This window comes from Agaribacterium haliotis (assembly GCF_002312815.1).
Taxonomy (GTDB): domain Bacteria; phylum Pseudomonadota; class Gammaproteobacteria; order Pseudomonadales; family Cellvibrionaceae; genus Agaribacterium; species Agaribacterium haliotis.
The window spans coordinates 96,260-122,358 of record NZ_NKQJ01000007.1 but is presented as its reverse complement, the minus strand read 5'-3'; the positions used below and the strand labels follow the sequence as shown (position 1 = coordinate 122,358).

The following is a 26,099-nucleotide window of genomic DNA, read 5'->3' as shown; positions in this document are numbered from 1 at the left end:
GTGATGTTTGGTAAAGCCACTCTCGCTACTGTAAGCGCATACCGCAGCAGACAAGATCAAAGCCAGATTGCGGCCTTTCAGCCAGCTAGGCGAACTAAAAGAGGTACTACCTATGAAAGCATTAAACGCATGCATCGCACTTATCATCAGCGCTTCTGCGAACGCGGAGCTGATCCAACACACCGACCAAATTGCCGAAGTGAAGTTTGAGGGCAGTAGTTATGAGCTCGGCCTTCACGTCGGCACCGTTGCCAAAGAGCAGATCCTCGACGGCATAGACCGCTACAACGACATGCTCGGTGAAATGCTACCTGGCCTAAATGTTATTAGCCTTGCCAAAGGCATGCAGGGGCAAAATCTCTTCCTCAGATTAAAAACAGTCTCCCCCGATGCCGCGAACTATATTAAAGGCCTTGCCGATAGTTTGAATCGCGATCCCCATCTACTGCTCGCCGTTGGCATGTCCGATGAGGCTGTACTTGAATCGCAAAGAAACGGTGGCATGGGCTTTTTACAGGATAAACCCGCGAGCGAACGCTGTACCGTCATGGGTATTAGCGACGGTCAGGGTAGAGCCTGGGCACAAGCCAACTTCGATTACATGGGCATTAATTACGAAGGTTTGATTGTGCTGAACCATATCGACGATGACGGCAAACACCGCATTATTCAGACCTGGGCAGGCTTGATTCCCTACGGCGGCGTTAACAAAGGCGGGCAGCCTATTTTAATGAATACCATGGCCGACGAAGGCAAGGTGCGAGAGGTTCTCGACGGAGAAATTATCTCTGCGACTTCGACCCCATCGTATTACTTAAGCTGGGAAGCCTATAACACCGAATCGGCCGATGAGTTGGTTGAGATGATGGCGGAGTTCCCCGAGTACTCAGCGTTTTTCTCTTACACCCTGGTCGACGCGAATGAGCGCGTACTCAATATAGAAAACCACTACAACGGCCAGACTATATTGAGTTCGCGCGACAGACAGGCTCACGCCAATCACTCAACCTATCAACCGGAAGAGTGTGTAAAACCTTTTACTTCACAGTGCAGCATTGATCGACAAAACGCCTCTGAGGAATATATGAAAACCGCAGACGTCGATACCAGTAAGGAGAAGGTTCAGGCTTTTGCTGAAAGTAAACCGCTGTGGAAAGGTCGTGGGAAATACGTTGGAACTGTAACCTCAACTCACTTCAGAGTGAATGGAAAATTAGTGGATATGTATATCAAGACTGATGACGAGCACCCGGAAGTGCATATTCGTAACCACTAAAAAAGTGCATAAACCTACAGAGCACCGATTAAACCCGGTGCTCTTTTTTTAGACTCTTCACTAACAAATCTCTTCATGACACTCCCCGCTAGCACAAGCTTCTGCATTTATATCAATTAAAAACTCTTACCCTATCTACAAACTATTTTGCCTGAATTTAAAGATAGAGCCTTTGCCAATAGCACACTGAGACAGCTACTTGATATGGAGGTAATTATTCTGTACATCAAAGACGTATGAAGATCCCTACCCCGAAGTCTTTCGTCATATGTACGTATCTATTTCTTTGTCAGCCCCCAAAGGTTTAGAGCTAACTCCATCTGTATGAAAGCTTACCGTGGTTGAAAAAGCGCAGTGCTCACGGAAAACACTTTCACTATGTGACCGTCGTTAGTAATGTTTCATCGAGGCCGTCGACAAGCACCAGTTCCACACTATTGTGGAGTAATACCTATGGCAAAAGATTTATACCAAGGGTGGTGGCTTTTATGTAGTTGACCCAATTGGCCAAGCGCTTGGTGGTGGCGGGTTGAATATGTCGATAGCACCCACACCGGTTTATTCTTTGCCCAGTCTAAGTATTTCAGCTCCAACTAGCGCATAAAAAAGGCGCCTTACAAATTGTCAGGCGCCTTGCTGGGATTTGCAATTAACACAGCGGTCAACAGAACTGGCGACCATTGCTTGAATAACTTATCGTCTCATTTGCGTACTTTCCTTCTATCTTAGTAAAGTCTACTAAGTCGCCTACCTGCGAACTTAAATACACATCGCGACCACCGACAACGGTACTGAGCGCTTTGGTTTTATGCACTTCGTGAATCGGTACCTCAAAAATATTTTGGTTGAGTACCACAAAGTCGGCAAATTTACCGGCGCTAATTGAACCGATTTTATCGCCCTGCTTCTGGCTGTCAGCACCACCCTGAGTGTACATCCACAAGGCCGTCTCCAGCGGGATAGCGTGCTCCTCGGCATTCAGTGAAGGGCCTTCAGTAATACCGGGGCCTCGTCGGGTAACCACGGTTTCAAGGGCAACCCAGGGGTTGACGGGAGTAACCGCCCAGTCGGTGCCGATGGACACACTCGCGCCAGAATCAACAATGGGTTTAATCGGGAACATGTATTTATTGACCCTGTGTTTACCAATGTCTTTTTCAACAACTCGAATGGCCGGCATGTCGTACCAGAAGACCGGTGAAAACTCAGCCCAAACATTTAGCTCGGCAATACGATGCACATCATCTGGATGAATCATCGATGTGTGAGCGATACGGTGTTGCAGTTTATCGGCGTTATTACCGGGTTTCTTGCGTAGCTCCTCCACCGCATCCAGAACCATACGCGCCGCTCCGTCACCCGCGCAGTGAGCATGTACAACTAAGCCCATCTCATCGTAACGATGCAAACCCTCGCGATAATCTTCCGGTGTATTGCGCCAAGGGCCGTGGTAGTCAGTGCCTTCATATGGCTCTACGACAATCGCCGTTTGCCCTGCAGCTGCGCCATCAAGAATGTATTTAACACCCACGAGCTGCACCATGTTGCCACTATAGTGTGTATGGTTGTAGATATAGTTTCTAGCGATTTGCTGCATTTCAGACGTAGCAAAATCGACCATGTCTGTTGCATAAGTTGTAAGGCGAATGCTCAAGTCATTTCTGCTGTCGAGGTGTTTGTAGGCTCGGCCATACATCTCCCTCGACCAGGGTTCAGTGATTGAAGTCAGGCCGTAACTATTCAAATAACTGAATATCGGTTTTAGCTGCTGCTCGGCAATGTCTTCCGGTGAAGGCAAGGTTAGCAAGAATTTTTCCCATACGACGTGGGCCGCAAGTTCACGCAGGACGCCGGTTAATTTCCCATGACTATCTTTTACATAATGACCACCAACAGGGTCCGGGCTGTCATCGTAAATACCGCAGACTTCGAGCGCTTTTGAATTCACCAATGCCGCATGACCGGAGGTCTCCCAGAAAAACGCCGGCTTATCTGGAATCAGCTCGTCGAGAATTTTTTTATGTGAGGGCTGACCAAACATCTGAATATCACTGCCGTCATCCCACAAATAATCTAGGTTGCCACCAAAGACCCACTCTTTCTCAGGGTGCTCACGCAATTCAGTTTCCACCAAGGCCTTAAACTCTTCATACGTTGTCTCAAGCTCATCAATAATGATGTTGTTGTGTTGCTCAACGGCCATCTCTGGGTGCATGTGGTCGTCGACAAGACCGGGAACCACAGTATGGCCGCGCAAGTCGACAATTCGCCCCCCCCTTTCGGACAAGTTCAGAATCTCTTTGTTTGTACCAACCTGTACAAACTTTCCAGCCTTTACGGCAAAGGCCTGCGCCCAGTGCTGCTTAAACTTATCGCCCTGGTAAACCTTGCCATTGACATAAAGCACCAGGCGATCAGATACATCATCGAGGTCTGCAGCAGCGTAGTTAACAGCTTGAGCAAGGGGGCTTATGCTCAATGACAAGGCCGCAGCGCCACCGGCGGATTTAAAGAAGGAACGACGGGACGGGCTATCCAGAACATTGTCGTTATCAGTGATATAAAACATTTTTCGTTTCATGGCTCTACCTTTTTACTTAGGTGTATTAAGGAGACCTGCAGGGTGTCGACAGAAGCTCGGAAGCTTTACGGCTCGCGTCGGTAACCCTGAGACCTTGAGCGCATGATAAGAAAGGCTGTATTACCAAACATCACTAGCCGTATTGGTAAGGCTTGGTAGTAAAAAATCTGTCAGAATCCGCGATACGAGATAGAGCACAGGGCAAAGAACACTAAGGCAACTTTCTGATGAACAGCAACACCATAGAACAAAGAGCGATATTGACCGGAGCCTTGGTCAGCATGCTGATGGCCGTCGCAGGCTGGACAGCCTACTACTACTCAGGATCCCAGGCGCTATTGCTCGATGGCAATTTCTCTCTTATCGGAGCGATTGCAACATTAGTAGGTTTAAAAATCGCCAAGATCAAAGCGAATAAAACCACGACCTTCCCTTTTGGCCAATATGTATTTGAATCGCTCTATTCCTTACTTATCGGTTTATTAACCCTCGGCCTGATAATTTCCGCATCGATAGAAAACGGCCTGAAAATTTTTTCCTATATCGAGGGCGAGCGCTTTGAGGCGATCAACACCAGTATTATCGGCATCTATACCATTGCCATGATGCTGCTGTGTTTTGGTTTAACCTGGCTGTTCCTGTACTGCAATAAAAAGATCGGCAATAGCAGCACCATGCTATCGGCCTATACCGTTCAGTCATTTATTGATGGTGCGATGTCCGCCGGCGCTGGGCTTTCGTTGGTCGGCATGTCCTTGATCCCAACTGCAAGTCAGTGGGGTTTCCTGACTCAAATTGGCGACTCCATTGTTGTTATCGCACTTTGTTTACTGGTTATCTACCAGCCAATTAAACTGATTCGATCTTCATTTATTGAAATGTCGGGTGGCGTTCTGCAAGACGAAGAAACCAAAAACAGTATTCGCGACATCATTAACAAACACATTGATCTCGAAAGCCTCGATGAGCTATTTATTTCAAAAACCGGTAGCTCGTTTTTAGTGATTGCTTTTGTCGGGCGAATTTATTTAGAAGAAGCAGGCATAGAAAAGACTTTTGAACTTAAAGAACTCATTGCGACACAATTGAAGGACAAGTACGAACACTCGACCTTCGAGATGGCACTGTCGGGACAACAAGCTTAAAAGCCACTAGGCCGTTTTATAGTCGACCCACTCGATCAATTCCCTCGGGTCACCCCAAACTTTTAACCAGCGAATAAAGCTTTGAGGGCAGCGCGTGCCTAGGTTTAACTGGCACCAGGCATCCAGTGCCGCCTGTTTTGAATAACCATCGTTATAAGCATCGTAAGCCGCATCGGCCTTGCGCCAAAAACGGTGATCAATACGCCCGCGCTCGGCCAAAAACGGGTGATCGCCCTTCGGGGCAACACGCTTAGGCAACTCGCTGCTAATGCCACTTAAAATACGCTGCAGACTTTCAATTCCGATATCTGCAATGCTTAATTCATCAATAGCCTCGAGCTCATCACCAACAAGCTGGGCTACACGCTCAACCAAGAAATCCAGCTTTAATGACTTCGCTATTTCGTACGCAAATATATCAAGGCGAGCGAGTATGCGATCAACATATTCATCTTGGGTGAAGTCCCCGTTTTTTAACGCCGAACGATAGGCCTTAATTTTCGGGTGAGAGAGGTGTAACTCTTTTTGCAGGCTCGGATATTCGTCCAGCGCACCACCCGGTAAAAAACTCAGGACAACTAGCAAGTCACTTTGGTTCACCAGTAGACTGCCAAGTTCCTGCTGGGCGTCTTTAGATAATTTCACGATTGAATCTCCGGGGTGTTAAGTCAGGCCGCAGGAGCAGGCCGACTTGCGCACGATTAACGTTTAAAGACTTCTTTACCGTTAAAGACAGTGCTGACAACTTCAGTTTTGTGCAAATCGTAAACATCCACTTCAAACAGGTTCTGGTTCAGTACGATCATGTCGGCTTGTTTTCCGACTTTGATTGAACCGGTCTGCTCAGCAATGCCCATCGCTTTAGCACCATTGAGAGTAAAAATCTGAATGGCAGTTTCGAGACTAACTGCAAAGGCAGGAATAAACTTCTCCTCACCACCCCCGGCAACTTCACGGGTAATCATCGATTCAAGTCCGGGCCACGGGCTCGGCGTGAGTGAAACGGTCCAGTCAGAGCCATAAGAAACCAAAGCATTGGCGTCAACTAATGGCTGGATCGGCCATGAGTTTTCGGTGCGATCGCCAATATCTTTGCGAATCACATCCACACCATCATTCGGGAACCACAGGGCCGGAGAGGCTTCGTAAACTGCGCCATATTCAGCGAAACGTTTAACATCTTCCGGGGCGATAAAGGTACCGTGAGCTACCGAGTGTGGGGTACCAAACGAACCTTTGGGGATCTGACTGTATATATCGAGGGTACCGCGAATAGCCCGGTCACCGATGCCATGAACCTTCATACCAAAACCAAGCGGCGCGTACTTGGCCATATCGGCTTTCACATCATCAAACTTGTAGCGCAGATCACCGCGATGGCTGGTACCGTGGAAAGGGTCAAGCATCGCCGCAGTTTGGCCCGCGGCTGAACCATCCATAATATATTTAATACCATTCGGGCGAATGTAATGGCTGCGATATTTACCGACACTGCGAATCAGCTCGTCCGCCGCAGCTCGTTGCTCAGCATCGGCAAATTCAAGAGGAGTTGCCATGCTCACATGCATCCACTGATTTAACTGGCCCTGCTTCTCGATCAGGGTATAGGCCTCAAGGTTTTTCTTGGTGCCGTAGGCATCGTTCATACCGGTTACACCGTAAGACAGCATCTCATTTAAAAAGGCCTTCATGCCCTTTTCAGTCCATAACTCATCTGGGTAATTATCCAGGGCATTTAGCACCATGGTTGCCGCGGTTTCACGAATTACACCCGTCGGCTCACCGCTTTCATCGGTAACAAAGATTCCGCCAGGAGGAGGAACAGCCCCCTTAACAATACCAAGCTCTTTTAAAGCCATACTGTTCAGAAGCATGGCATGAGCACCTTGATCCCAGAGCGCTATTGGTCGGTCGGCCACGATTTCGTCGAGCACACTTTTATTCGAAGGCTTATCTGATCCCGAAATCAGACCGTTATTATCGGCCAACCAGTTTAGAGTGCCGCCATAAAGCCACTTCTTGTCTGGGTTGGCCTCGCGGAAACTGCGAATTTTCTGAGTGATCTCGTCCCAGCTGTCCGTCGCAGAAACAAACAAGTTCAGGTAGTTATCGGCCCCCATATCAGGATGGATGTGCTCATCGATAATACCGGGCATAACAAAAGCACCGTTCAGGTCGACAACTTCAGTGCTCTCGCCTTTGAGCTTAAGCACCGCCTCACTCGAGCCGAGCTCGACAAACTTACCGTCTTTAATCGCGAGCGCTTCGACCCAGGGCTGGGCAGTGTCGACCGTGTAGATTTTTCCGTTCAGGTAAATGCTGTCGGCTGCGTTTACAGCTTGAACTTCCTCAACCGCCACCGGCACATCTTTTGGTGCGCATGCGGCGAGTAGTAGCGCCAATGCAGTAAATATCAGTCTCATTGTTTTATCCTATGTACCAGCTTAGGTTAAATAATTAGCAATCACGGTGGCTGACAAAGGCACCAATCTATGCGGCGTTCAGCCAATTCAAACCATCGTATAACGCTATCATCTGACCGGCATTAAAGATAGAGTATGTACAGAAAACCTTAAACCAGCCTCCACATTTATGAAGCCCCTATTCCAAGCTGTATTGAGCAGCCTTTGCCTCAGCCTCTTGTACGCCTGCGCCAGTGTCAACTTTGATGTTGAGAAAACACAGAGTTATAGCCTGCCGCCACAGGCCGGCAGCCCGCTCGCCGAATACAGCAAAAACTGGGCCCAGGAGAACCCGGGCTATTCAGAAGTTCACTTGATCGACGAAGGCCACCCCGCCCTCGCCATTCGCATTGCCCTGATTGATGCCGCGGAGCACAGCATCGACATGCAGTATTTCTTAATGAAAGATGATGAGGTGGGCGCACTTGTATCAAAAAAACTGATTCAAGCGGCCGACCGAGGAGTACGCATTCGCTTTTTGCTCGATGATATTTTCACCAGCGCCAATGATGCCGACCTGTGGTACCTAAACCAGCACCCGAATATTGAGATCCGATTGTTTAACCCACTGCCCCGGCAAGGCGTACACAGCCTGAACTTTCTCTCCGACTTTGAGCATGCAAACAGGCGCATGCACAACAAGTCCTTCATTGTTGACGGCAGTTTCAGCATTATCGGCGGGCGTAATATCGCCGCAGAATACTACAGCTTAAAAAGCAGCGGTGAGTTTTTTGATGTCGACCTGTTAATGCACGGTGCTATTAGCACTGAGCTCGCCCAGAGCTTCGACCATTACTGGAATTTCCACAAGGCACTGCCGATAGACAAGCTTGGTACCAGCCCTAGCGAAAAAGCACTCAAACTTGCAGAACAAAAAATCGCCGAACTAGATAGCGGCAATATGAGTCAGGAGGCTGCATTACTAAAACTCGATGAACTAATAGAACAAAAGAGCTACCGCGCACTTATTCAACAAATGACAGAGAGCCCGGAAAAACTCGACCGGCCGAGCACTGAGCGCGAAAAACATATGATTATGGGCCTGACCGAGCTGATGGCCCAGGCAGAGCAAGAAATCATTGTTATCACCCCCTATTTTATTCCGGGTGATGAAGGCATGGAGTTTATCCAGAGTCTGATAAACAAGGGGCTGAAAGTTCGGGTGCTGACCAACTCGCTGCGTTCAAATAACCATATGCCAGTGCATGCGGCCTACAGCTCCTATCGCAAAGATTTATTAGAACTCGGTGTTGAGCTCTACGAAGCTCGGCCCGATGCCGCAACGACCTTACAGCCCGGCCTGGCAGATCCGTCCTCACACACAACTACCCTACACACCAAACTTGTCATCATCGATAAAAAACTGGTCTTCGCCGGTTCACTCAACTTCGACCCGCGCTCGATTAATATCAATACCGAGCTGGGCGTGAGCATCGAATCCAAAGGCTTGGCGGAAGAGTTGTTAATAGCCGACGATGAAGCGCTCTTGCAGCTGGTATACGAACTCAAACTCAACGAAAAAGATAAGATCGAGTGGCACAGCATAGAGGCTGGCAAAGAGCTCAGTTACAACAAAGAGCCCGGCACGACACGCTGGACTCGAATGAAACTCAGGTTTTTCAGGCTGCTACCGGAAGGGCAGCTCTAAAGGGGAATCACCGAAACCCATTGCTGGGCTTCGGCTTTCTAAAGCTTAATGAGGTATCGGACGCAGCGCTTTACCGGTTTGTGGTCTGACAATCTGTAAAGTTACCGCCTCGCTAAATACGATATCCCTGCGCTTGGCATCGAGCAGGTGAATATGGAACTGCCTTCTACCGCGGTGCTGGGCAGTTAAACCGAGCTCTACTGCCTCACCATAGGCGTATTCGCCGACAATCTTATCTCCCATCCACAACTGCACCCAAGCTACTTGCTCAGGGCCTACATTGCTACTCCACTCAAACACGATGCTCGAGATCTGGGGGCTAAAATGCGCACCATCCACCGGCGATTTAATGTTTAGCTGCGGGGCAGGCGCTGCAGCAACAGGTGAGGGGCTAGGCTTAGGCTCGGGGATAGCTACAGGGTCGACAACATTGGTCTGCTTCAGCTCGACACTTTCTGCATTGGCTGGGGCGACATCGCTAAAGCGAGTATTGCCTTGTTCATCAGTAATTTTATAGATATGGGCATTGCTCGCCTGAGCGAATAACAAAGCAGCAATAACGGAGACTAAAACGCGCTTAGACATAAGCATCCACCTAAACTTTTTTCGAGCTAACTGTATGTACTCTGACCGCGAGCGGCACCATAAGTGCCGCTAAAAAGACAAAAAAATAATAGGACTGTAGGCTTAGAAATACGCGCTGACAATCAGATAAGCGTTCCAGTTATTGCCATAACCGGTCTCAACACTACCTTGCTTAAAGGTTAATTTCCTGAACACTAGGCGCCGATGACTAGGGCTTTTCTGGGGAAATTGAAAGCCGAAATAAAAATAACCAAGCTATTAATGACTTGGGAATCGACGCCAAGAAAATTGCTATAGGAACTTTTAGGTCGGCGGTATAATACTGCGCTCGTAACAAATAGAATATAAGCTTGCGAGGCAATGCATGCGCCAGGCGAAACTGAGTTTAAATGTTCTTTTTTTATTGCTCTTGGTTCTCACTGTACCCAGGGTCGCAGTGGCTCAGATAATCAAAGTGGCGGGCGAGCAGTGGGCGCCATTTAGCTCAACAGAATTACCAAACCTTGGGTTAATGAACCACTTAATTCAAGAGGCATTTGCCACCCAGGGGGTAGAGGTGGAATTTGGTTTTTTCCCTACCTCACGAAGCCTTGAGCTAGTAAAGGCTGGCGAGTGGGATATCAGTGGTGGCTGGACGCCGACGGATGAGCGTAAATCCGACTTCCTATTTTCCGACCCAATATTTCATGAAACCATAGTATTTTTTCACCGCAAGCAGCTTAAGTTCAGCTGGGCTGAATTTTCAGATTTGCATCGTTTTCGCATTGGTGTGACAGGCGATCTCTATTACGGCCCGGAGCTCGAGCGCGCTGAACGCTCTGGCAATTACCGTATTGCCCGGGTACCAAAAGACCTGCTAAATATGAAAAAACTGCTTCACGGCCGTATTGACCTGTTTCCAATTACCATTGAGGCAGGGCTGGAAGCGTTAGAAAAGAATTTTACCAAGCAGCAGCGAGCACAAATCGTTTTCCATAATAAGCCGCTATTTGAAGGGCCTTTGGTGCTACTGGTGTCAAAAAAAAGTAAAAATGCAAATAACATTGTGCTGTGGTTTAACGAAGGGCTGAAAGAGCTTAAGCGAAGCGGACGGTACCAGGAGCTCACCAGAGAGCTGAATCACGCAAACAATTGATTGCTTTCGCTGTTTAAAAGGTTTTACCCGGGCGCACTTTAAATACAACGAGCCCTTAGTGCAGCTGTTACTGTGCCTGGGTTACTGTACCTGGGTCATTGATACACCGTTCTCAGATGGGAGTTCAAACTGGTACCCTGCGCCATAAACAGATCGAATGTAATTGTGGTTTTGGTTTAGCTTTTTCAGCTTTTTACGAATGTTTTTTATTAGGCTGTCAACGGCACGATCAGAAACATCTTTATCGTCATCGTAAATCAAGCAAAGTATTTGTTCTCGTGAATATACGCGCTTTGGGTGTTTCTTTAGAAGAGAAAGCAAGCGAAATTCAACTGCTGTAAGTGAGAGCGTTCCGGTTGACGTTGATACCTCCAGTTTGTGTTTATCAAGACTGAGGCCGCTGCAAGGCTCCCGTGTTTCGGGATAACAAAGCCGCACCAGATTCTGGATTCGGGCGATTACCTCCTTTGAACTATATGGCTTGCAAACATAGTCATTGGCGCCTAACTCAAAGCCTGAGAGCCGATCGAACTCTTCAACCTTGGCGGTGGCCATTATAATAGGCACATCTGAAAATTGACGAACCGCACGGCATATATCGGCGCCGCCGAGGCCCGGCAGCATAAGATCCAGAATTATAATGTCAGGCTCATTGTCTTTGATCCAGCGCAGGGCTGTATCCCCCCTGTGCAACACGTGAGCCTGCATGCCTGAACATTCAATAAGTTGCTTAAGAAGCTGGCCGAGCTCGACCTCATCTTCAACAATTAATACCTGAATCACAGACCTTCTCCTAACTCAATCCTGTTCATAACAGGTAGCGTAACCACCACTTTCAAACCACCCAACTTACTGTGTGTAGCTGAAATTTCACCCCGATGGGCTTCAACCAAACTTTTGCATATGCTTAATCCAAGCCCTGCTCCGCCGGTATCCCTGCTTCGAGAACCGTCTTCTCTATACATGCGCTCGAATAACCTTGGCAGCGCTGAATCAGATACGCCAGGCCCGGAATTATCTATCGTAATAACCGCATTTCCAGAGCTTAGTTTGGCGCCTAGCAGAATCTCGCCTGGTGAGTCAGTGTATTTTACGGCGTTATTTAGCAGGTTGTTAAATACCTGGCGCAATCGCTCAATGTCTGAGTTAATTTGTAAGCCCTGCATGGCTGAAAAATCTGCATTGAGCGCGATGCTGGATTTTACGGCAAGCGCTTGATAGCTTTGATAGATCTCGACGAGCAAACTATGCAGGCAGTTTTTTTCAAAACTAAATTGAAGTTCATTGCAATCGGCTTGTGCGAGAGTGGACAGATCGCCGATTATTCGCTCCATCTGACTGACTTTTCTCTGTAGTTTGGAGCAGTGATCCGGGATATCGCCAATGCCGCTTTCCATCACCTCAACCTGAAGCCGGAGTACGGCCAGTGGCGTGCGAAGTTCGTGTGAGATGTCGGACATAAAGCGCCTCTTTCTCTCGAGTACAGAGGCTTCACTTTTTCTTGTTTCTTCCAGAGTTTTATAGGCCTCACGTAGGGACTGAGTGCGCTTGGCGACAGTTGCCTCTAGCTGATCATTGTGGATTCTCAGCTTCTTTTGCTGCTGTTTGAGCTCTTCTTTCATGGCAATAAATGCTGCTTCAAGCAGGTCGAGCTCATTTCCTGGTCGCGCCTTGATACTTTCCGAGACACTTGCAAAAAGCCCTTCATCCCTCACCCGATGAATTAAGCTGGTAAGCGAATTCATTGGCTTGGTTAATGTTTTTCTGGCAATAAAGATAAACAAAGCCCAAAGCACAAGGCTCTTAAACAGGGAGTTAATCAAGATAAGAGTGAAACCAAGCTGTATGCGGGACCAGACCACTTCCCGCCCTGAATACACTGTAAGCCTGCCTGTGCTTTCAGTACGACCAAAGTTATTGTATTCAAGATTTAAGCTGTATTCGTATATCCTGTTTCCCCAGATACCTGTGCGTTGCATGTTTTGTATCTGATAGAGATCGGCCTCGTCGCTGGCACGAAAATACACGTCGTCACCATATTCATTTTGAACCCTGGTAGCAATAATCGACGGATGGCTGAGGGTCCCCTGAACGATGGACAAAATCTGCTCATCGTGAAAATCCCAGAGCGCCTTAGCAATACCCGGTGCGATTGACTCACTAATGATTTTTAACTCGTGCTGCACATCGTTTTTGGTATTTTTAAATTCAATCCACATGTGAAGAGTGGTTGTTAACAAAGCGATCACTACATATAGGGAAAACACCTTGCGAAATAGTTCGGAGCCAATCGAACTACTCGGTGTGGGCGTTGCGCCTAGCGGGGGCAGGCGCCCATTCGAGGGCATCAGCTGGGAATCTGTATGACTTGGTTTGCTGCTCATAACTGAGGTGCCTGGTATTAAGTTTTACTCGATGCTATTGAGCCGATTTACAGGAGCGGCTTAGTCAGTGCCAATATCAATGAATTCAGAAACAACGATGTTATTTTCCAGTCTTTCTAATTGATCCATATAAAGATCAATATAATCGGGACGCAGGTTGTTAAAAGCGCCAAGGCCAGCTGTTTGTCGTTCGCCTTCGAGAACTTGGTAGAGTTGGTCAGCTCGCTCGCTGATTTGGGTGTAATCACCTTCGTTTTGCATAAGTAACTCAAACTCCGGCCCCAATTCTTCGCCAGATCTCGTTAGAAACACCAGCTCCCAAGCCAAACTTTCAACTCTAAAGCGCTTTGCCTTGTCGTGTTCGCCGAAAGATTGGAGGTTGTTGTACTTCTTTCTATTGATATCGGCGAGTTTTTTCAGTGACGAAATATCACTGTTTACGGCCATGCGAATTGCCAGACTTTCTGCGTTGTCCAGGTGCTCGGGAGCCAGCGATTGCAGGTAGCGATCGACCAACAGATGGCTGGCGATATAGTCATTGCTGTCAGACAGGAGGGTCAGCGTTTCATTATCGTAGTTCCGGTAAACAATGTGCCGGTGTGAACCAGCAAGCGCGGCAGGGCCTCCCCAGTTGAACAGTTCATCAAGCTGTTCTTTGCTGAGAGAATCGAAAAACTTCTGCTCGAGCGCCAGCAGCTCATCGACAAAATGTTCATAGCTTTCTTCTGTAAGAGCGTGTAACTCGGCGTTCGCTCCTGGATTTTCGCCGGCGGCGTTGCCCCTACTGGGTACTGAAGTTGAACTGACACGATTTTGCATACTTGCGGGAACTCGAGGCGACGGCTCTTTAAGCACAGGATCGGCGGTGAGCTCAAGCTTTTGGCTGTCACCTAAGAGCACTGCCCAGGCAGCAAGCCCAACAGAAATTACTGCAATTATGATCAGAGGCCAAAGCCGCTTTCGTATGAACATTGTGTAACTCCATGGCCCGAACAGGTCGATTTTAATATTGGCTATATGAAAAAATTGATCGGACTATACCCTTGTGATCTGGGCATGGACAAGTTTTCATGCCGCCTGCTCGCTCACCACAATTCATCCACATTTCATTGTTAATCTACGCCTTGTTGAATGTGTGAACGCATTTACCTATAAACCAAATTATCAGGGATCTAGACTTATGAACATGAAGAAAATTTTGGCGGTAATTACTACAGCTGGCACATTGTTTATGGCTAACGCAGCATTGGCTGAGGATGGATGCTGGATTTACCAGCACACTAATGGCGGTGGCACAGTACACAGCTTTGAGGGTGGAGAAAATGTTTCTAGCTTGAGCTCGTTGAATTTTAACGATGAGGCGTCATCGGTTAAAATTGCTGAAGGCTATCTCCTGGCTATATTTCAGCATGATAATTACGGTGGTAAATATCGTACCTTCGGTGAAGGAACATTCAATTTGACCAATGTAGGTATGATTCATAGCTTTTGGGGCTGGACCTACTGGAATGATCAGGCGTCATCCATACGTTGCAAGAAGAAATAATTCAGCCTGCTGGAGCCCGGAGTTACCGGGCTCCTCCCTAACGCCCATCTAACGCCCATCTAACTCCCATCTAACTTCAACCGAAATAACCAAGGCTGAAGTATTTCAATTTCAAGGGTATTTAAACAGTTTGTCGCTCCATGCTCTATCAAAACCGCTTTCCGTGATTTTTAATGGCATCGCCAAGTTCGAGCATATCCAAGGCCGGCAACTTAGGTTTTTTCAAATCGTTTTATAAATTGCACAAAATATTTTATAAAAATAATTATTTAATATTGCATGCACCCAGATCATTAAAAATCTGCTCTACACTTTTTAGCGCAGCTGTACTTTCAGTGCCCTAGCCCTTCGATCGCAGTTGCAGGTGCAGGTGCAGTTGCGATGCAAGGTGCAGTTGCGATGCAAAATGAAAGCCCTCTCATTTCACGCCGCCCCGAACCATAGGTGTGCATAGCGCTTGAAATTCACCCAACACCATGACCATAGAGCAGCTAGAGAGCTTCGGAGTTAAGCTCCACCTTGCTCAAATTTAGCTAAGGGGCCGTACTCGCTAGCCTAGCCCCCACTTTGCTTAGCTCTATAGCTACCTTTAAATGACGTACCCAGGCATTTAAGCCTGGGCTTTATTCCCGCCCTTCTGGCACCTAGCCCAAGCCTGCCTATACTTAAATAATCGTTGACTCCCGGCACAGGCCTTTCTTTTGTTTTGTGCGTCTGTATAGCTCAATACTATCTTATTGCAGGCCCTATGTTTACTCACCGCCCCAGCTTGTTTTGCCCGCCTTCGTTTCGTTTGAGTTTGCTTAGTTTCGGCCTTCTGGCTTCGGCTAACAGCATGGCCGCTGACGGTGAGCTCTTTGATTTACTCGATATGAGCCTTGCCGAGCTCTTAAACGTGCAGGTGGTGACGGCGGCTTCAGGTTATGAGCAGAAGCTAAGTGATGCTCCGGCAAGTGTCACGATTGTTGCGCGAGAGCAGTGGCGCCAGTCGGGGGCAACAACACTGGAAGACGCCATTGAACCTGTTGCCGGTGTACACGTAGGCAAAAATAACGCAACCCAGGGCAACCCGCTTGTCAGCATACGAGGTATAGGTGGCTTTACCAGCCGCAACGTTAAAATGCTGCTCGATGGTTTGCCAATAGAGGACGCTCAGCTCGGCGGGCGCTCGGGGCATTTAAGTGCGGGCATAGGCAATGCCAAACGCATAGAAGTGGTAAAAGGGCCTGGTTCGGTGGTCTACGGCGCCGATGCATTTGCCGGAATAATTAATGTCGTGCTGCCTGAAGCGGGCGATAGCAGTGTTAACCAAATAAATGCGCGCGCTGGCAGCGAAGGCCATCAAGACCTGATTGCAGCTTTCGGTGGTTCTTTTAATCAGCACAAGTGGTTTTTGGGTTTTGAATACAGCGAAGCCAGTGAAAAAAGCGGCAATATCGTCGAGCAAGATTTACAAACGGTGTTTGATTCTATCTTTATGACTCAGGCCTCTCTGGCGCCAACGCGCTTAGATGAGGAACATCAAAAATACGATATCACTGCTCGCTACCAGTGGCATGCACTTAAATTAGACTTTTTTTATGTTCACGCAGAAGGCACGGCCGGTACCGGCGCGGCCAACGCCATGGATGAGCGAGGTTGGCTGGAAAATACCAATCAGCATACGCGCCTGCGTTTTAATTTCGACAAGTACATCAGCCTTCCCGGCTCCACCGAGCTGACTTTAATTCACACTTATGGTTATTTAAAAAATCGCTGGGATGTCTTCCCTCAGAACAGTTTATTCCCCGTTGGCGATGACGGTAACTTATTTACAGCCGGTGGTGGTTTGGTGTTTTTCCCCGACGGAGTCAGGGGCACACCTTCGTATAAAGAAAATGAATACATCGCTGAATTAACTCACTTAGTTGATCTGGGCCCTCATAAACTACGAAGCCAGGTTGGCTATAGCAATGAAAGACAAAAAGCTGCTGAGAAAAAAAACTTCGGGCCGGGTGTTCTTGATAATATTAACTACCCCGGGGATGGCAGCCCCTATGTATCGCAGACCATGGTCGATGTATCGGGCGCCTATCTCTACGTGCCGCCTGAAATTAGTCGCAACTATTATTGGCTATCTATTCAAGATGAATGGAAAATAAATGATTGGGTGTCGAGCTCTGCAGGTATTCGCTACGACGACTATTCAGATTTTGGAGCAACCAGCAACCCGCGAGTCAGTGTGCACTTCAAACCTTTGAGCAAGTTAGATCTCAGTGTGTTTTACGGATCTGCGTTTCGTGCGCCCAAGCAAGGAGAGCTGGAGATACGCAACAACCCCTCTTTAATTGGCAACAAAGATTTAAAACCTGAAACAATTGATACACTTGAGTTTGCTTTGGCATACCAAGCAACAAAAAACCTACTACTTCAGGCCAACATCTATAAATTCGAAGCGTCGGATTTAGTGATGGAGGTCGCGCTGGAAGATACACCTTCAATTAAGCAGTATGAAAATATTGAAAGTAATAGCGGCAAAGGTGCTGAGCTGGCCCTTACCTGGCGCTCTATGGATAGACTAAGCGTTAAACTCAATGCAAGTTATAACGATGTTAAGTTAAGTAATGATGACAGCAAACCTTATATACCCAAGCACATGGTTTTTGCAGGCTTTAATTGGCAGGTTCTAGAGCAGCTAAATACGGATCTTGGCTTTAAGCGTGTCATGGATATCAGCCGCGTAAAAGGCGATCCAAGGCCGGATATTAAAGACTATAACTGGGTAACGGCAGCTCTAACGTGGCAGTCTACGAAAAAAACTGAATTATCGTTGTCGGCAGAAAATTTAACTAACGAAGCTGCCAGGGCGCCTAGCTCGGCGAATTCCGGCATTGTTTATGACCTGCCTTATCACGGCAGGCAGTATTTATTAAGTGTTGCTTATTCATTCTAACACTCAGCAAAACGCGGCCAAATCAAAACAAAAGCCAGAAGTTTCGGGCAGTATTAGCTTGTACAAACTAAAAGATAAGAGAGATAAGTGCTCAATTGTTTTATTCGCTCCAATGCTGGCTCCAGGCCACTTGTTTTAAAAGCCGTGATCATGCAGAATTTCTGAGCCTTAATCAGCCAAAACACTACACTGGTGTTTAGCTGATTGTATTTAACAGCGCTTTGGAAAAATCATGGATGTATTTTGTTGTTCTCGTTTGAGAAAAATGCTTGTGATAGGTTTTTTTCCTTTAGGACTTATTAGCTGCGGCGGAGGTTCCGACGCACCGACACCAGCACAATCACCGACACCGACACCGTCTATATCACCGGCACCGTCTATATCACCGGCACCGTCAGTATCACCGGAACCGTCAGTATCACCGGCACCGTCTTTATCACCGTCACCGTCACCGTCACCGTCACCGTCACCGTCACCAGATTTTGATATCAGCCTTTCGCTAATACAAAAAAATTACTGCGGTATCAGCACGCCTGTTACTGACTTCGAGCTCATACAGTATGACCAGGCAGGCGCCATAGTTCAGCGCGACCGTGCAGACGACAGAGGCTTTGCCGGCGCTGTATTTTCTCCGTCATTACACAGCTTGGTTGTCGTTGAAAACAACAATGCTTTGATCCAATCGACTGTTATTGTTCAGCCTAAAGCTGGCGACTACGGCACCTGGTACAGGTACAGCGACAGCGCCGAAGGCTGTCTGTGTGAGCGCTATCAGGTAGAGGTAAGGCCGAGCCACCACAGCCTCAGCAAGATTAACCTGGAATACGCCTCGGCATCGGTAACATCGGAGGTAGCAAGCTACGAAGACACGCTTGTTTGCCAGGGCCAAGATGAAAAAGAAAACATATTGGTTGCCCACGACTTTAATCGCAGCACAAACACATTAAACTACAGTGTGCTTACTGCTTCCCAGGTCGCAGACAACGACAAGCGCATTCAGATTCATGTCAGCGATCCCGGCGACACCTTTTCACTGCCACCCAGCTCAAGCAGAAACAATCGAATTCACTACGTTTCCGACTCAATCCACGCCTTTTATGCTCAAGCACCGGAACAAAACAGCGCGTCGATATTAGTACACGAACGCGTTGAGCCCCGTTATTTCTCAAGTTATCTGACACTCGATGCTGCAGGTTACGGTGTGCCCGTTCGCTTTTGGGAAGTGATCGTGCCTTTGAGCAGGCAATCTCGCTCTGTGGATTACCAAGAACCAACACTTGATGCCAATACTGTACTCGAGCTCCATACAACGCCCTCTCAACACTATGACTTCAGCGCGAGTGAACAAGATCTATTGATTCGCTACGAGTCCTGGTCTGCAGGCTTAGATACAAGCTCAGAGCGCACCTATATAGCACCGTTAACCGGCAGCCTGCCCAATATCAGCTTGCCCGCTGAATACAGCATTGCCGAGCAAACACTAAGTTACTATGAGACCACATTGATCAACGTCGATGCTGTCTCTGGCTATGATCAGGCATTGAGCCCTAAGGTTCTCAATGAGCTGCTCAACAATACAAGCCGCACAACACCGCTGCAAAAAACTTACACAACTGTTGGGCTCGCCGACTGGAACTACGATTAAATTTCTTGTAGAAAACAGTATTTGGCTGAGCTTGTTTCGCCGAAGCTTTATCTCTACTAGGGCCTGTTAACACTAATTAAATACGCTCTGCTGGAGCCTGAGTATTCGACCAGAAAGGCGCTTTGAGCGCAGTTTAGCAAGCTAAATAAGCGATAAGTAACGCATCGGGGCGGATATTCAGGCCCAGCCCTTCGGGTTGTGCCCCTCATCCCGCTCTCTGTGTTGTTTGTCGCTTATTTGGAGTAACCAAACTGCGCTCCAAACGCCTTGATAGCGGAATGAGGGGCGCAACAGAGTGCATTTAATTAGTGTTAACAGGCCCTACAGGAGCCCTTCTATTGCCCTACCCGTATAGGTGCCACGCCGTGCGATCGCCTATTTTCATAGGGGCAAGAGCCAAACCCTGAAGAACACAGTGCGGATATACGACAAAAGCATGCTTAACGCCAAACGCGTATTATTTTTCACACACAGAATTTGGACTGATTGCAATTAAGGCAGGTACACAGATGAAAAACGATGTACGAATCAACGCAGACTTCACTCAGCGCGTGGTTATCTGCAATAAAGACTATCAGTGGCGGGCATCGCCTATTCCCGGTGTTGATCGAATGATGCTCGACCGCATAGGCGGTGAAGTAGCCCGTGCAACCAGCATTGTGCGCTATGCGCCAAACAGTGAATTTTCTGCCCACACTCACAGTGGCGGCGAAGAATTTTATGTGCTTGAAGGCGAATTTGCCGATGAGCACGGCACTTACCCAAAAGGCAGCTATGTGCGCAACCCTATTGGCACATCACACAGACCTAAAGTGGGCCCTAAAGGCGCGACTATTTTTGTCAAACTACATCAGTTTTCTGAAGCAGACAAAAGCCAGGTTAATATAAATAGCCAAACAGCTTCGTGGTTTCCGGGCGTAAGTGAAGGCCTTTTTGTTTTACCCCTACATGATTTCGAAGGCGAGCATGTGGCGCTGGTGAAATGGCAAGCCAACACCCGGTTTAATACACATAAACACTGGGGCGGGGAAGAAATACTGGTGCTTGAAGGCACCTTTTACGACGAGCACGGCACTTACCCGAAGGGCAGTTGGCTTCGCAACCCTCATATGAGTGAGCACACACCTTATACCAAAGAAGACGGGGCACTCATTTATGTAAAAGTTGGTCACTTAAGCGAAAATTTTAAACAGCAATAGCAAACTTCATTTACATAGCCGTAACGCGCTCATGCCCTACTGACCCGATGCGTTTTATTGAATAAGCAGGCTTTAACCAGGGCCTGTTAACACTAACCCGCCGGACTCACATCACAGACATCGCCAATACCATCTTGGTCGTAATCGGCTTGTGTGTTGTTGTCCATTGGCCGGATCGGGTTAAACACACTTGCGCAATTATCTTTTGAATTCTCAATGCCATCGCCATCGGCGTCGTTTTGTGTCACAAGGCCCGAGTATTGACCCGGCCTTGCGGGCAGGCAGCTCGGCTCATCGGCCGGTGCCTCACAAAAATACATCGGGTAACTCGCCGAGCTGGGATTGTGCGCTAGCAATTCTTGCAAACTGATACCGAGCTCTTGTTGAACACACAGCGCCTTTTCAGTGCCGCACAGTGGCAAACCCGCCTGCTGCAGAGATTCACATTGGCCTGGCTCGGCAATTAACTGATCGAGCAGAGATTGATCGCCGTATAGCGGCTGCCCCGCTCGCATAACCAGCGCCACAGCATCGATATTTGCATCAATAACAGCGCTGTAAGCGGAGCTTTCACCCTGATATTTAACAATGGCAATATCTGCCAACATGCCGACTTTAATCGCACCAATCTGGTTGGCAAAACCCAGAGCTTCAGCAGCATTAATAGTGACCATGCGCCAAAGTTCGTAGTCGCTAAAATAACCATCTAAATACTGCTCGTTATACGAAGCGGCACAAGAGAGCTCTTGAAAAAGATTTATTGAGCCAGAAGCTGTCCAATCCGTCGCAAGCGCAACAGCAATGCCCATGGTATCGTACAGGGTTACTGGCGCGGTATTGCCATAGAGGGAAATATTCGAGCGCGGCGACCACACCAAATGCATGTCGCTGCTTTTAAACACCTGCGCATCAGGCACCGTAGCGGCAACACTGTGAATAAAGGTGTCGTTGCTCGCAGCAATGTTCACGCCGGGCGAGCCGGGGTAGCCGCGCCCGGTTAAACATTTAATTTCGTTATTGGCGTAGGCATCAATACCCTCACCCACATGCGGTAAAAACACCAGGTTGTCTAACACCTCTTCCGACACAAGCTGAGGGTAATCACAATTATCATCGTGGCCCTGCACATCACTCCAGTCGCCCAAGGGAAAGGTATCGTAGTCGACAACACCGCCGTGAAGACCCTGCTGAAGCTCGGCTCTATCAACATTGCGTAAAAAGCCGGAATAACCACCGGAGCCCGCGATCGATGTCGTGCCGGCCAGCACATGCCGCGTCTCAGCCCAGGCCCACTGGAGCTCATCTTGTGCTTTGGGCGCATTTATCTTGGTGTGGCCGTCGAGACCTTTTCGCCACTGGTTGCGGCGATCGTAGCGCTCTTGCCCCCAATCGCCCGGCGCATTTTGGTTGTAGGTCAAGTGATCGTGCGCATTAATTAAACCCGGCGTAATCGCCGCCCCGGGGCAACTAAGCACGGTCATGCTATCTAAACCGGAAACATCACACGCAACAGCGGTAATTTTTCCGTTTTTTATTTTAACGCTACCGCCTTCAAGAACACCGTTCGGCATCAAGATGTCGCCGCGAACAATTAGGCTGTTCGGCGCAGAAGAATTAAGCTGCTGTAGCTCGCAAGTCGCACCGCTTTTAGTAGCGGCTAAGGCGCTGCATTGCTTGATGGAAAACGCCTCGGCTTGACTTGAGCTTGTAACGGGCACGCGCTCGTTAGATGACGTACAGGCACTGACGGCAAATAAAATAGCAACGGCGCTGGGCAAATTTTTCATACGACATCCTTGTTATGGAATCCATTGTTAACGTTTTAGAAGCTGGCCTTGCAATGGTTGGCCTTGCAATGGTTGGCCTTGCAGTAGTTAGTCGCAAATCAAGTAGCCCTTCATAAAATTACAGAGGTAGCAGCGCATGCACTAAAAACCACACAAATTAGACTTGCCGAATATAGCAAGAAAGCAGCAGCGGCAACATAACCAAAACCAGCCACCGGCGCATAAAGGTTAAAGCACAAAGCGCTACCCACACTGGGTATTTGTTAGTAGCATTTCATAGCACTTTGATTGTTAACCAATAAGCCCACATTCGAGCTAAACAATGCAAACTATATATGGCGTGCCCCCCCAAACCGTTCAAGACGATCTAAACCAACTTAATCGCGCGTTAGATAATCAAGTAGCCAGGCAGCGACACGACAACCTGATCATCGGCACCTGGAACCTGCGTTCATTTTCCAGCCTTAGCAGAAAGTGGACAGCCACAGGCAATGACAGCCCCAAACGAGACCTGCGCGCACTGCTTGCAATTGGGGACATCATCAAACGTTTTGACGTCTGTGCGGTTCAAGAGGTGATGGGCAACCTAAGAGCGCTTAGAGACCTGCTCAAATACTTAGGCGACGACTGGGCGTTTCTTATGACCGACATTACCCTAGGCGATGCCGGCAACAAAGAGCGCCTTGCTTATATTTACAACTCTAAAAGAGTGCAGCCCTCAGGCTTAGCGTGTGAAATTGTCATCCCGCCCGAAATAATCGCCGATCGCTCGAGAATCAATACTCAATTTGTACGAACGCCCTACGCTGTCAGTTTCAAAGCGGGCAAAGAGACCTTTATTCTTCTGACCGCCCATATCGACTACGGCCACAGCGCACACGATCGCATCCCCGAACTCAAAGCGATTGCAAGGTGGATGGCCGATTGGGCCAAAAAAACCAACCGCTACCATCAAAACTTACTATTGCTCGGTGATTTTAATATCGACCGACACGGCTCAGATCTCTGGCAGGCGTTTACCTCAACCGGGCTCTACGTGCCGAATGCGCTTCACAATGTAAAACGCTCTATTTTTACCGGCGATCATGACAGCCCAATGGCAGACAAATTTTATGATCAAATCGCCTGGTTCAAATCCGGCTCAAACCGAGCCCGATTAAATATGGAATTTATCTCTGCCGGCGGTTTTGATTTTTTACCACACGTGTACAGCGATCAAAACCTAAATAAAACATCGATTTCATTTCGCCTATCCGATCACTACCCGCTGTGGGTGGAATTCAAAAGGGGCTAGCGCTATTTAACTCAACAATACGCGAGCTCATCAAGCGCATAAAAACGGTGCAGCTCATGCACAAAAACATCAGCCGGCCTATGCGCCCGGCGAATACAGCGCAGCTGCCCCCTCCACAGCGTTTAAATGAGTAGGGTTTAAAAACTCGACCTCAATCACAGTAAATATTTGCAAAAAACAAATGATACATTGTATCATTCGCTCGATTTGTATTGCATACGTCGTGATGTCTTCACTTCTCAATGCTCCCACCAGGGCGCGCCGCATACCAGTGCCAATTTAAACAAATAGCGCACAAGCACATCAGGCTGACACTTTCGTTGCAGTTGTAATAAAACGTACATTTAGGAGTACCCCGTGAATAAAGCCGTTAAGCAAACGGTGCTGTTTTCAACCGTAAGCTTTTCTCTACTAGGAGCCGGTCTCAGCACAGCCCAAACAAATACAGATAGTGCCGATAAAAATAAAAAAGTTGAGAACATCGTTGTTACCGGTCAACGACAAGCTTACCAGGGGGACTTCGCGCCGCTGGAAATTCCTCAGGCAGAACTAAAAATCGATACAAAAACCCTAGTTGATGCAGGGGCCGTCGATTTAACTGACGCGCTGGATCTTTCCGCTTCGATCGCCCGCCAAAATAACTTTGGTGGCTTGTGGAACAGTTTTGCCATTCGCGGTTTTGTTGGAGATGAAAACCTACCCAGCAATTATCTGGTTAACGGCTTTAACGCCGGCCGCGGCTTTGGCGGCCCACGAGACCTGTCTGGTGTCGAAGCCGTTGAAGTATTAAAAGGCCCGCGAGCCGCACTCTTTGGCCGCGGCGAACCCGGCGGAACCATTAATCTAATCACCAAGCGAGCAACAATGGCGCGCGGCGGTGAATTGCGGCTGAGCGCCGGTAGCTTCGACACCTATCGCGGCGATATCGATTGGAACACAACACTGAGTGACGCCATCGCTATTCGTTTGGTCGGTTTTTATGAAGATGCCAAGAGCTATCGCGATACCATTGAAACAAACAAGCAGGGTTTCAGCCCATCTTTTGTCTGGCACTTAAATAACAACAGCCAGCTCAATTACGAGCTTGAATACAGCCACCAGGAAATTCCTTTTGACCGGGGCGTGGTGGCCATTGACGGCAAGCTTGGCAAACTTCCAGAAAGTCGTTTTTTAGGTGAACCGGGCGATGGCCCGATTGAAACCGATGTGCTTGGCCATCAACTTGAGTATCAGTACACCTTTAATGACAGCTGGAGTGCGCTGCTCGGCATGAATTTAAGAGATACATCTCTTGAAGGTTATGCAACAGAAAACGGCTTTGGCGAAGTCTCAAAAGACGGAGAGTTTAATCGTTTTCGACGCTACCGCGACTACGATGCGAGTTATCAAGTGCTGCGCGGGGAAATAAGCGGTGAATTCGACACAGCAGGCTTAAGACACCGCTTGATTATCGGTATCGACGCCGATGAATTTGAGAACGATCAGCTGCTGCTGCGCATTCGCGGCGATCAATACATCAATGTTTATAATCCTGTCTATGGAGCCTACCCGCTGCCAGAACCGAATCAAACCCAAACCAACCAGGTGGAAACGCAAAAGTCCAACGGTATCTACCTGCAGGATCAAATTAGTCTCAGTGACAAACTCGATATTCGCATCGGCGCGCGCTACGACGACTATTCGCAAACACTCAAAAACCGCGGCAATTATTTTGAAAACGAGCAAAGCACAACAACTAAACAGACAGAGAGCCGTTTAAGCCCGCAGCTTGGGCTGGTCTATGCCCTGAACCCATCGTTTACCCTGTATAGCAGCTACGGCGAAAACTTCCGCCCGCTTTCCGGTGGTGATGCCGATGGCAACGGCCACGAACCCAACCAATCGACGTCCATCGAAGCCGGACTTAAATTTGACTTAAATGAAGGCAGAGTTGTCGGGACTGCAACGGTTTTCAAAGTTGAACAAGATAATATTCTAACCGTCGATGAAAATTGGAACTCGCTGGCCATTGGTCAAGCCGAAAGTGAAGGTTTTGAACTCGACCTTAACGGCCAGTTAACATCGGATCTAAGCCTGTGGGCTTCTTATGCCTATGTTGATGCCAAAACCACCAACGATTTCTACGACCCCAATTTTGGCTACGAAATTACCGCAGGTAGCCCACTTTTAAATATTCCCGAACACCAGCTCAGTTTGCAACTTGTACAGCAATGGTTTGTTGCCGGAAAAGCACTGGATTTGGGTGGCGGCTTAGTCTATGTCGGCGAACGCAATGGTTATTTTGGCCAGGATTTTGAGTTACCCAGCTACACCACCGTACGCCTGTTTAGCGCTTATGATCTTACCCAGGCTATCGAGCTTCGCCTGGAAGTTAACAATCTGTTTGACGAAACCTATTACCCAAATTCTTTTTCCGATACCTGGGTTCAACCGGGTGCACCGCGCAACTTCCGAATTTCAAGCTCATTTAAGTTTTAATG

Annotated in this window: 18 protein-coding genes; 10 read left to right on the top strand and 8 right to left on the bottom strand. The window is 48.1% G+C overall.

The features are described 5' to 3' along the window. Positions 1-112: 112 nt before the first annotated feature. Positions 113-1,276 (top strand): C45 family autoproteolytic acyltransferase/hydrolase, encoded by a 1,164-nt coding sequence (locus CFK45_RS09735; RefSeq protein ID WP_096086258.1) that lies wholly within the window; start codon positions 113-115, stop codon positions 1,274-1,276. A 661-nt stretch (positions 1,277-1,937) separates the two neighbouring features. Here CFK45_RS09735 and CFK45_RS09730 read toward each other — a convergent pair. Then, entirely contained in the window at positions 1,938-3,857 is a 1,920-nt protein-coding gene (locus CFK45_RS09730) for an amidohydrolase (RefSeq protein ID WP_096086257.1), read from the bottom strand. A gap of 227 nt (positions 3,858-4,084) precedes the next feature. Between CFK45_RS09730 and CFK45_RS09725 the strand changes: the two genes are divergently transcribed. Continuing rightward, positions 4,085-5,002, top strand: a complete 918-nt coding sequence (locus CFK45_RS09725; RefSeq protein ID WP_096086256.1) for a cation efflux transmembrane domain-containing protein — start codon at positions 4,085-4,087, stop codon at positions 5,000-5,002. A 6-nt stretch (positions 5,003-5,008) separates the two neighbouring features. Here CFK45_RS09725 and CFK45_RS09720 read toward each other — a convergent pair whose 3' ends face one another. Next, positions 5,009-5,647, bottom strand: a complete 639-nt coding sequence (locus CFK45_RS09720; RefSeq protein ID WP_204378447.1) for a hypothetical protein — start codon at positions 5,645-5,647, stop codon at positions 5,009-5,011. 56 nt (positions 5,648-5,703) lie between these two features. Continuing rightward, a complete protein-coding gene (locus tag CFK45_RS09715) occupies positions 5,704-7,425 on the bottom strand; it encodes an amidohydrolase (protein ID WP_096086254.1) in 1,722 nt (573 codons plus the stop codon). A 169-nt stretch (positions 7,426-7,594) separates the two neighbouring features. On the opposite strand from CFK45_RS09715, the gene CFK45_RS09710 reads away from it, so the two are divergent. Further along, positions 7,595-9,112 (top strand): phospholipase D family protein, encoded by a 1,518-nt coding sequence (locus tag CFK45_RS09710; RefSeq protein ID WP_096086253.1) that lies wholly within the window; start codon positions 7,595-7,597, stop codon positions 9,110-9,112. A gap of 45 nt (positions 9,113-9,157) precedes the next feature. Here CFK45_RS09710 and CFK45_RS09705 read toward each other — a convergent pair whose 3' ends face one another. Then, positions 9,158-9,697 (bottom strand): DUF4124 domain-containing protein, encoded by a 540-nt coding sequence (locus tag CFK45_RS09705; RefSeq protein ID WP_158224667.1) that lies wholly within the window; start codon positions 9,695-9,697, stop codon positions 9,158-9,160. Positions 9,698-10,133: 436 nt separating this feature from the next. Between CFK45_RS09705 and CFK45_RS09700 the strand changes: the two genes are divergently transcribed. After that, positions 10,134-10,832 (top strand): substrate-binding periplasmic protein, encoded by a 699-nt coding sequence (locus CFK45_RS09700; protein WP_158224666.1) that lies wholly within the window; start codon positions 10,134-10,136, stop codon positions 10,830-10,832. A gap of 81 nt (positions 10,833-10,913) precedes the next feature. Here the strand turns inward: CFK45_RS09700 and CFK45_RS09695 are convergent, their stop codons facing one another. The 3 genes from CFK45_RS09695 to CFK45_RS09685 are packed head-to-tail and all read right to left on the bottom strand — an operon-like array spanning position 10,914 to position 14,188. Beyond that, positions 10,914-11,615 carry a response regulator gene (locus tag CFK45_RS09695; RefSeq protein ID WP_204378446.1) on the bottom strand — a complete coding sequence of 234 codons (702 nt, stop codon included), beginning with the start codon at positions 11,613-11,615 and terminating at the stop codon, positions 10,914-10,916. Further along, positions 11,612-13,216: a sensor histidine kinase gene (locus CFK45_RS09690; protein WP_096086250.1), complete on the bottom strand. Its 1,605-nt coding sequence runs from the start codon at positions 13,214-13,216 to the stop codon at positions 11,612-11,614. The genes CFK45_RS09695 and CFK45_RS09690 overlap by 4 nt, the downstream gene beginning before the upstream one ends. A gap of 60 nt (positions 13,217-13,276) precedes the next feature. Beyond that, on the bottom strand, positions 13,277-14,188 hold the full coding sequence (locus CFK45_RS09685) for a hypothetical protein (RefSeq protein WP_096086249.1): 912 nt from the start codon (positions 14,186-14,188) through the stop codon (positions 13,277-13,279). A gap of 208 nt (positions 14,189-14,396) precedes the next feature. On the opposite strand from CFK45_RS09685, the gene CFK45_RS09680 reads away from it, so the two are divergent. The 4 genes from CFK45_RS09680 to CFK45_RS09665 all read left to right on the top strand — a co-directional run bounded on the left by CFK45_RS09680 (position 14,397) and on the right by CFK45_RS09665 (position 20,538). Continuing rightward, positions 14,397-14,762: a peptidase inhibitor family I36 protein gene (locus CFK45_RS09680; RefSeq protein ID WP_143247545.1), complete on the top strand. Its 366-nt coding sequence runs from the start codon at positions 14,397-14,399 to the stop codon at positions 14,760-14,762. Positions 14,763-15,510: 748 nt separating this feature from the next. Next, positions 15,511-17,694 carry a TonB-dependent receptor plug domain-containing protein gene (locus CFK45_RS09675; RefSeq protein WP_096086247.1) on the top strand — a complete coding sequence of 728 codons (2,184 nt, stop codon included), beginning with the start codon at positions 15,511-15,513 and terminating at the stop codon, positions 17,692-17,694. 232 nt (positions 17,695-17,926) lie between these two features. Next, positions 17,927-19,339: a hypothetical protein gene (locus tag CFK45_RS09670; protein WP_096086246.1), complete on the top strand. Its 1,413-nt coding sequence runs from the start codon at positions 17,927-17,929 to the stop codon at positions 19,337-19,339. Between the two features lie 509 nt (positions 19,340-19,848). Continuing rightward, complete coding sequence (locus CFK45_RS09665; protein ID WP_096086245.1) at positions 19,849-20,538, top strand: cupin domain-containing protein; 690 nt, start codon at positions 19,849-19,851, stop codon at positions 20,536-20,538. Between the two features lie 92 nt (positions 20,539-20,630). Here the strand turns inward: CFK45_RS09665 and CFK45_RS09660 are convergent, their stop codons facing one another. Then, the gene (locus tag CFK45_RS09660) at positions 20,631-22,325 is read right to left on the bottom strand and encodes an amidohydrolase family protein (RefSeq protein ID WP_096086244.1); all 1,695 of its coding nucleotides are present in this window, start codon (positions 22,323-22,325) and stop codon (positions 20,631-20,633) included. A gap of 322 nt (positions 22,326-22,647) precedes the next feature. Between CFK45_RS09660 and CFK45_RS09655 the strand changes: the two genes are divergently transcribed. Further along, the gene (locus CFK45_RS09655) at positions 22,648-23,619 is read left to right on the top strand and encodes an endonuclease/exonuclease/phosphatase family protein (RefSeq protein ID WP_096086243.1); all 972 of its coding nucleotides are present in this window, start codon (positions 22,648-22,650) and stop codon (positions 23,617-23,619) included. A 357-nt stretch (positions 23,620-23,976) separates the two neighbouring features. After that, positions 23,977-26,097 carry a TonB-dependent siderophore receptor gene (locus CFK45_RS09645; RefSeq protein WP_096086241.1) on the top strand — a complete coding sequence of 707 codons (2,121 nt, stop codon included), beginning with the start codon at positions 23,977-23,979 and terminating at the stop codon, positions 26,095-26,097. The last annotated feature ends 2 nt before the right edge of the window (positions 26,098-26,099 follow it).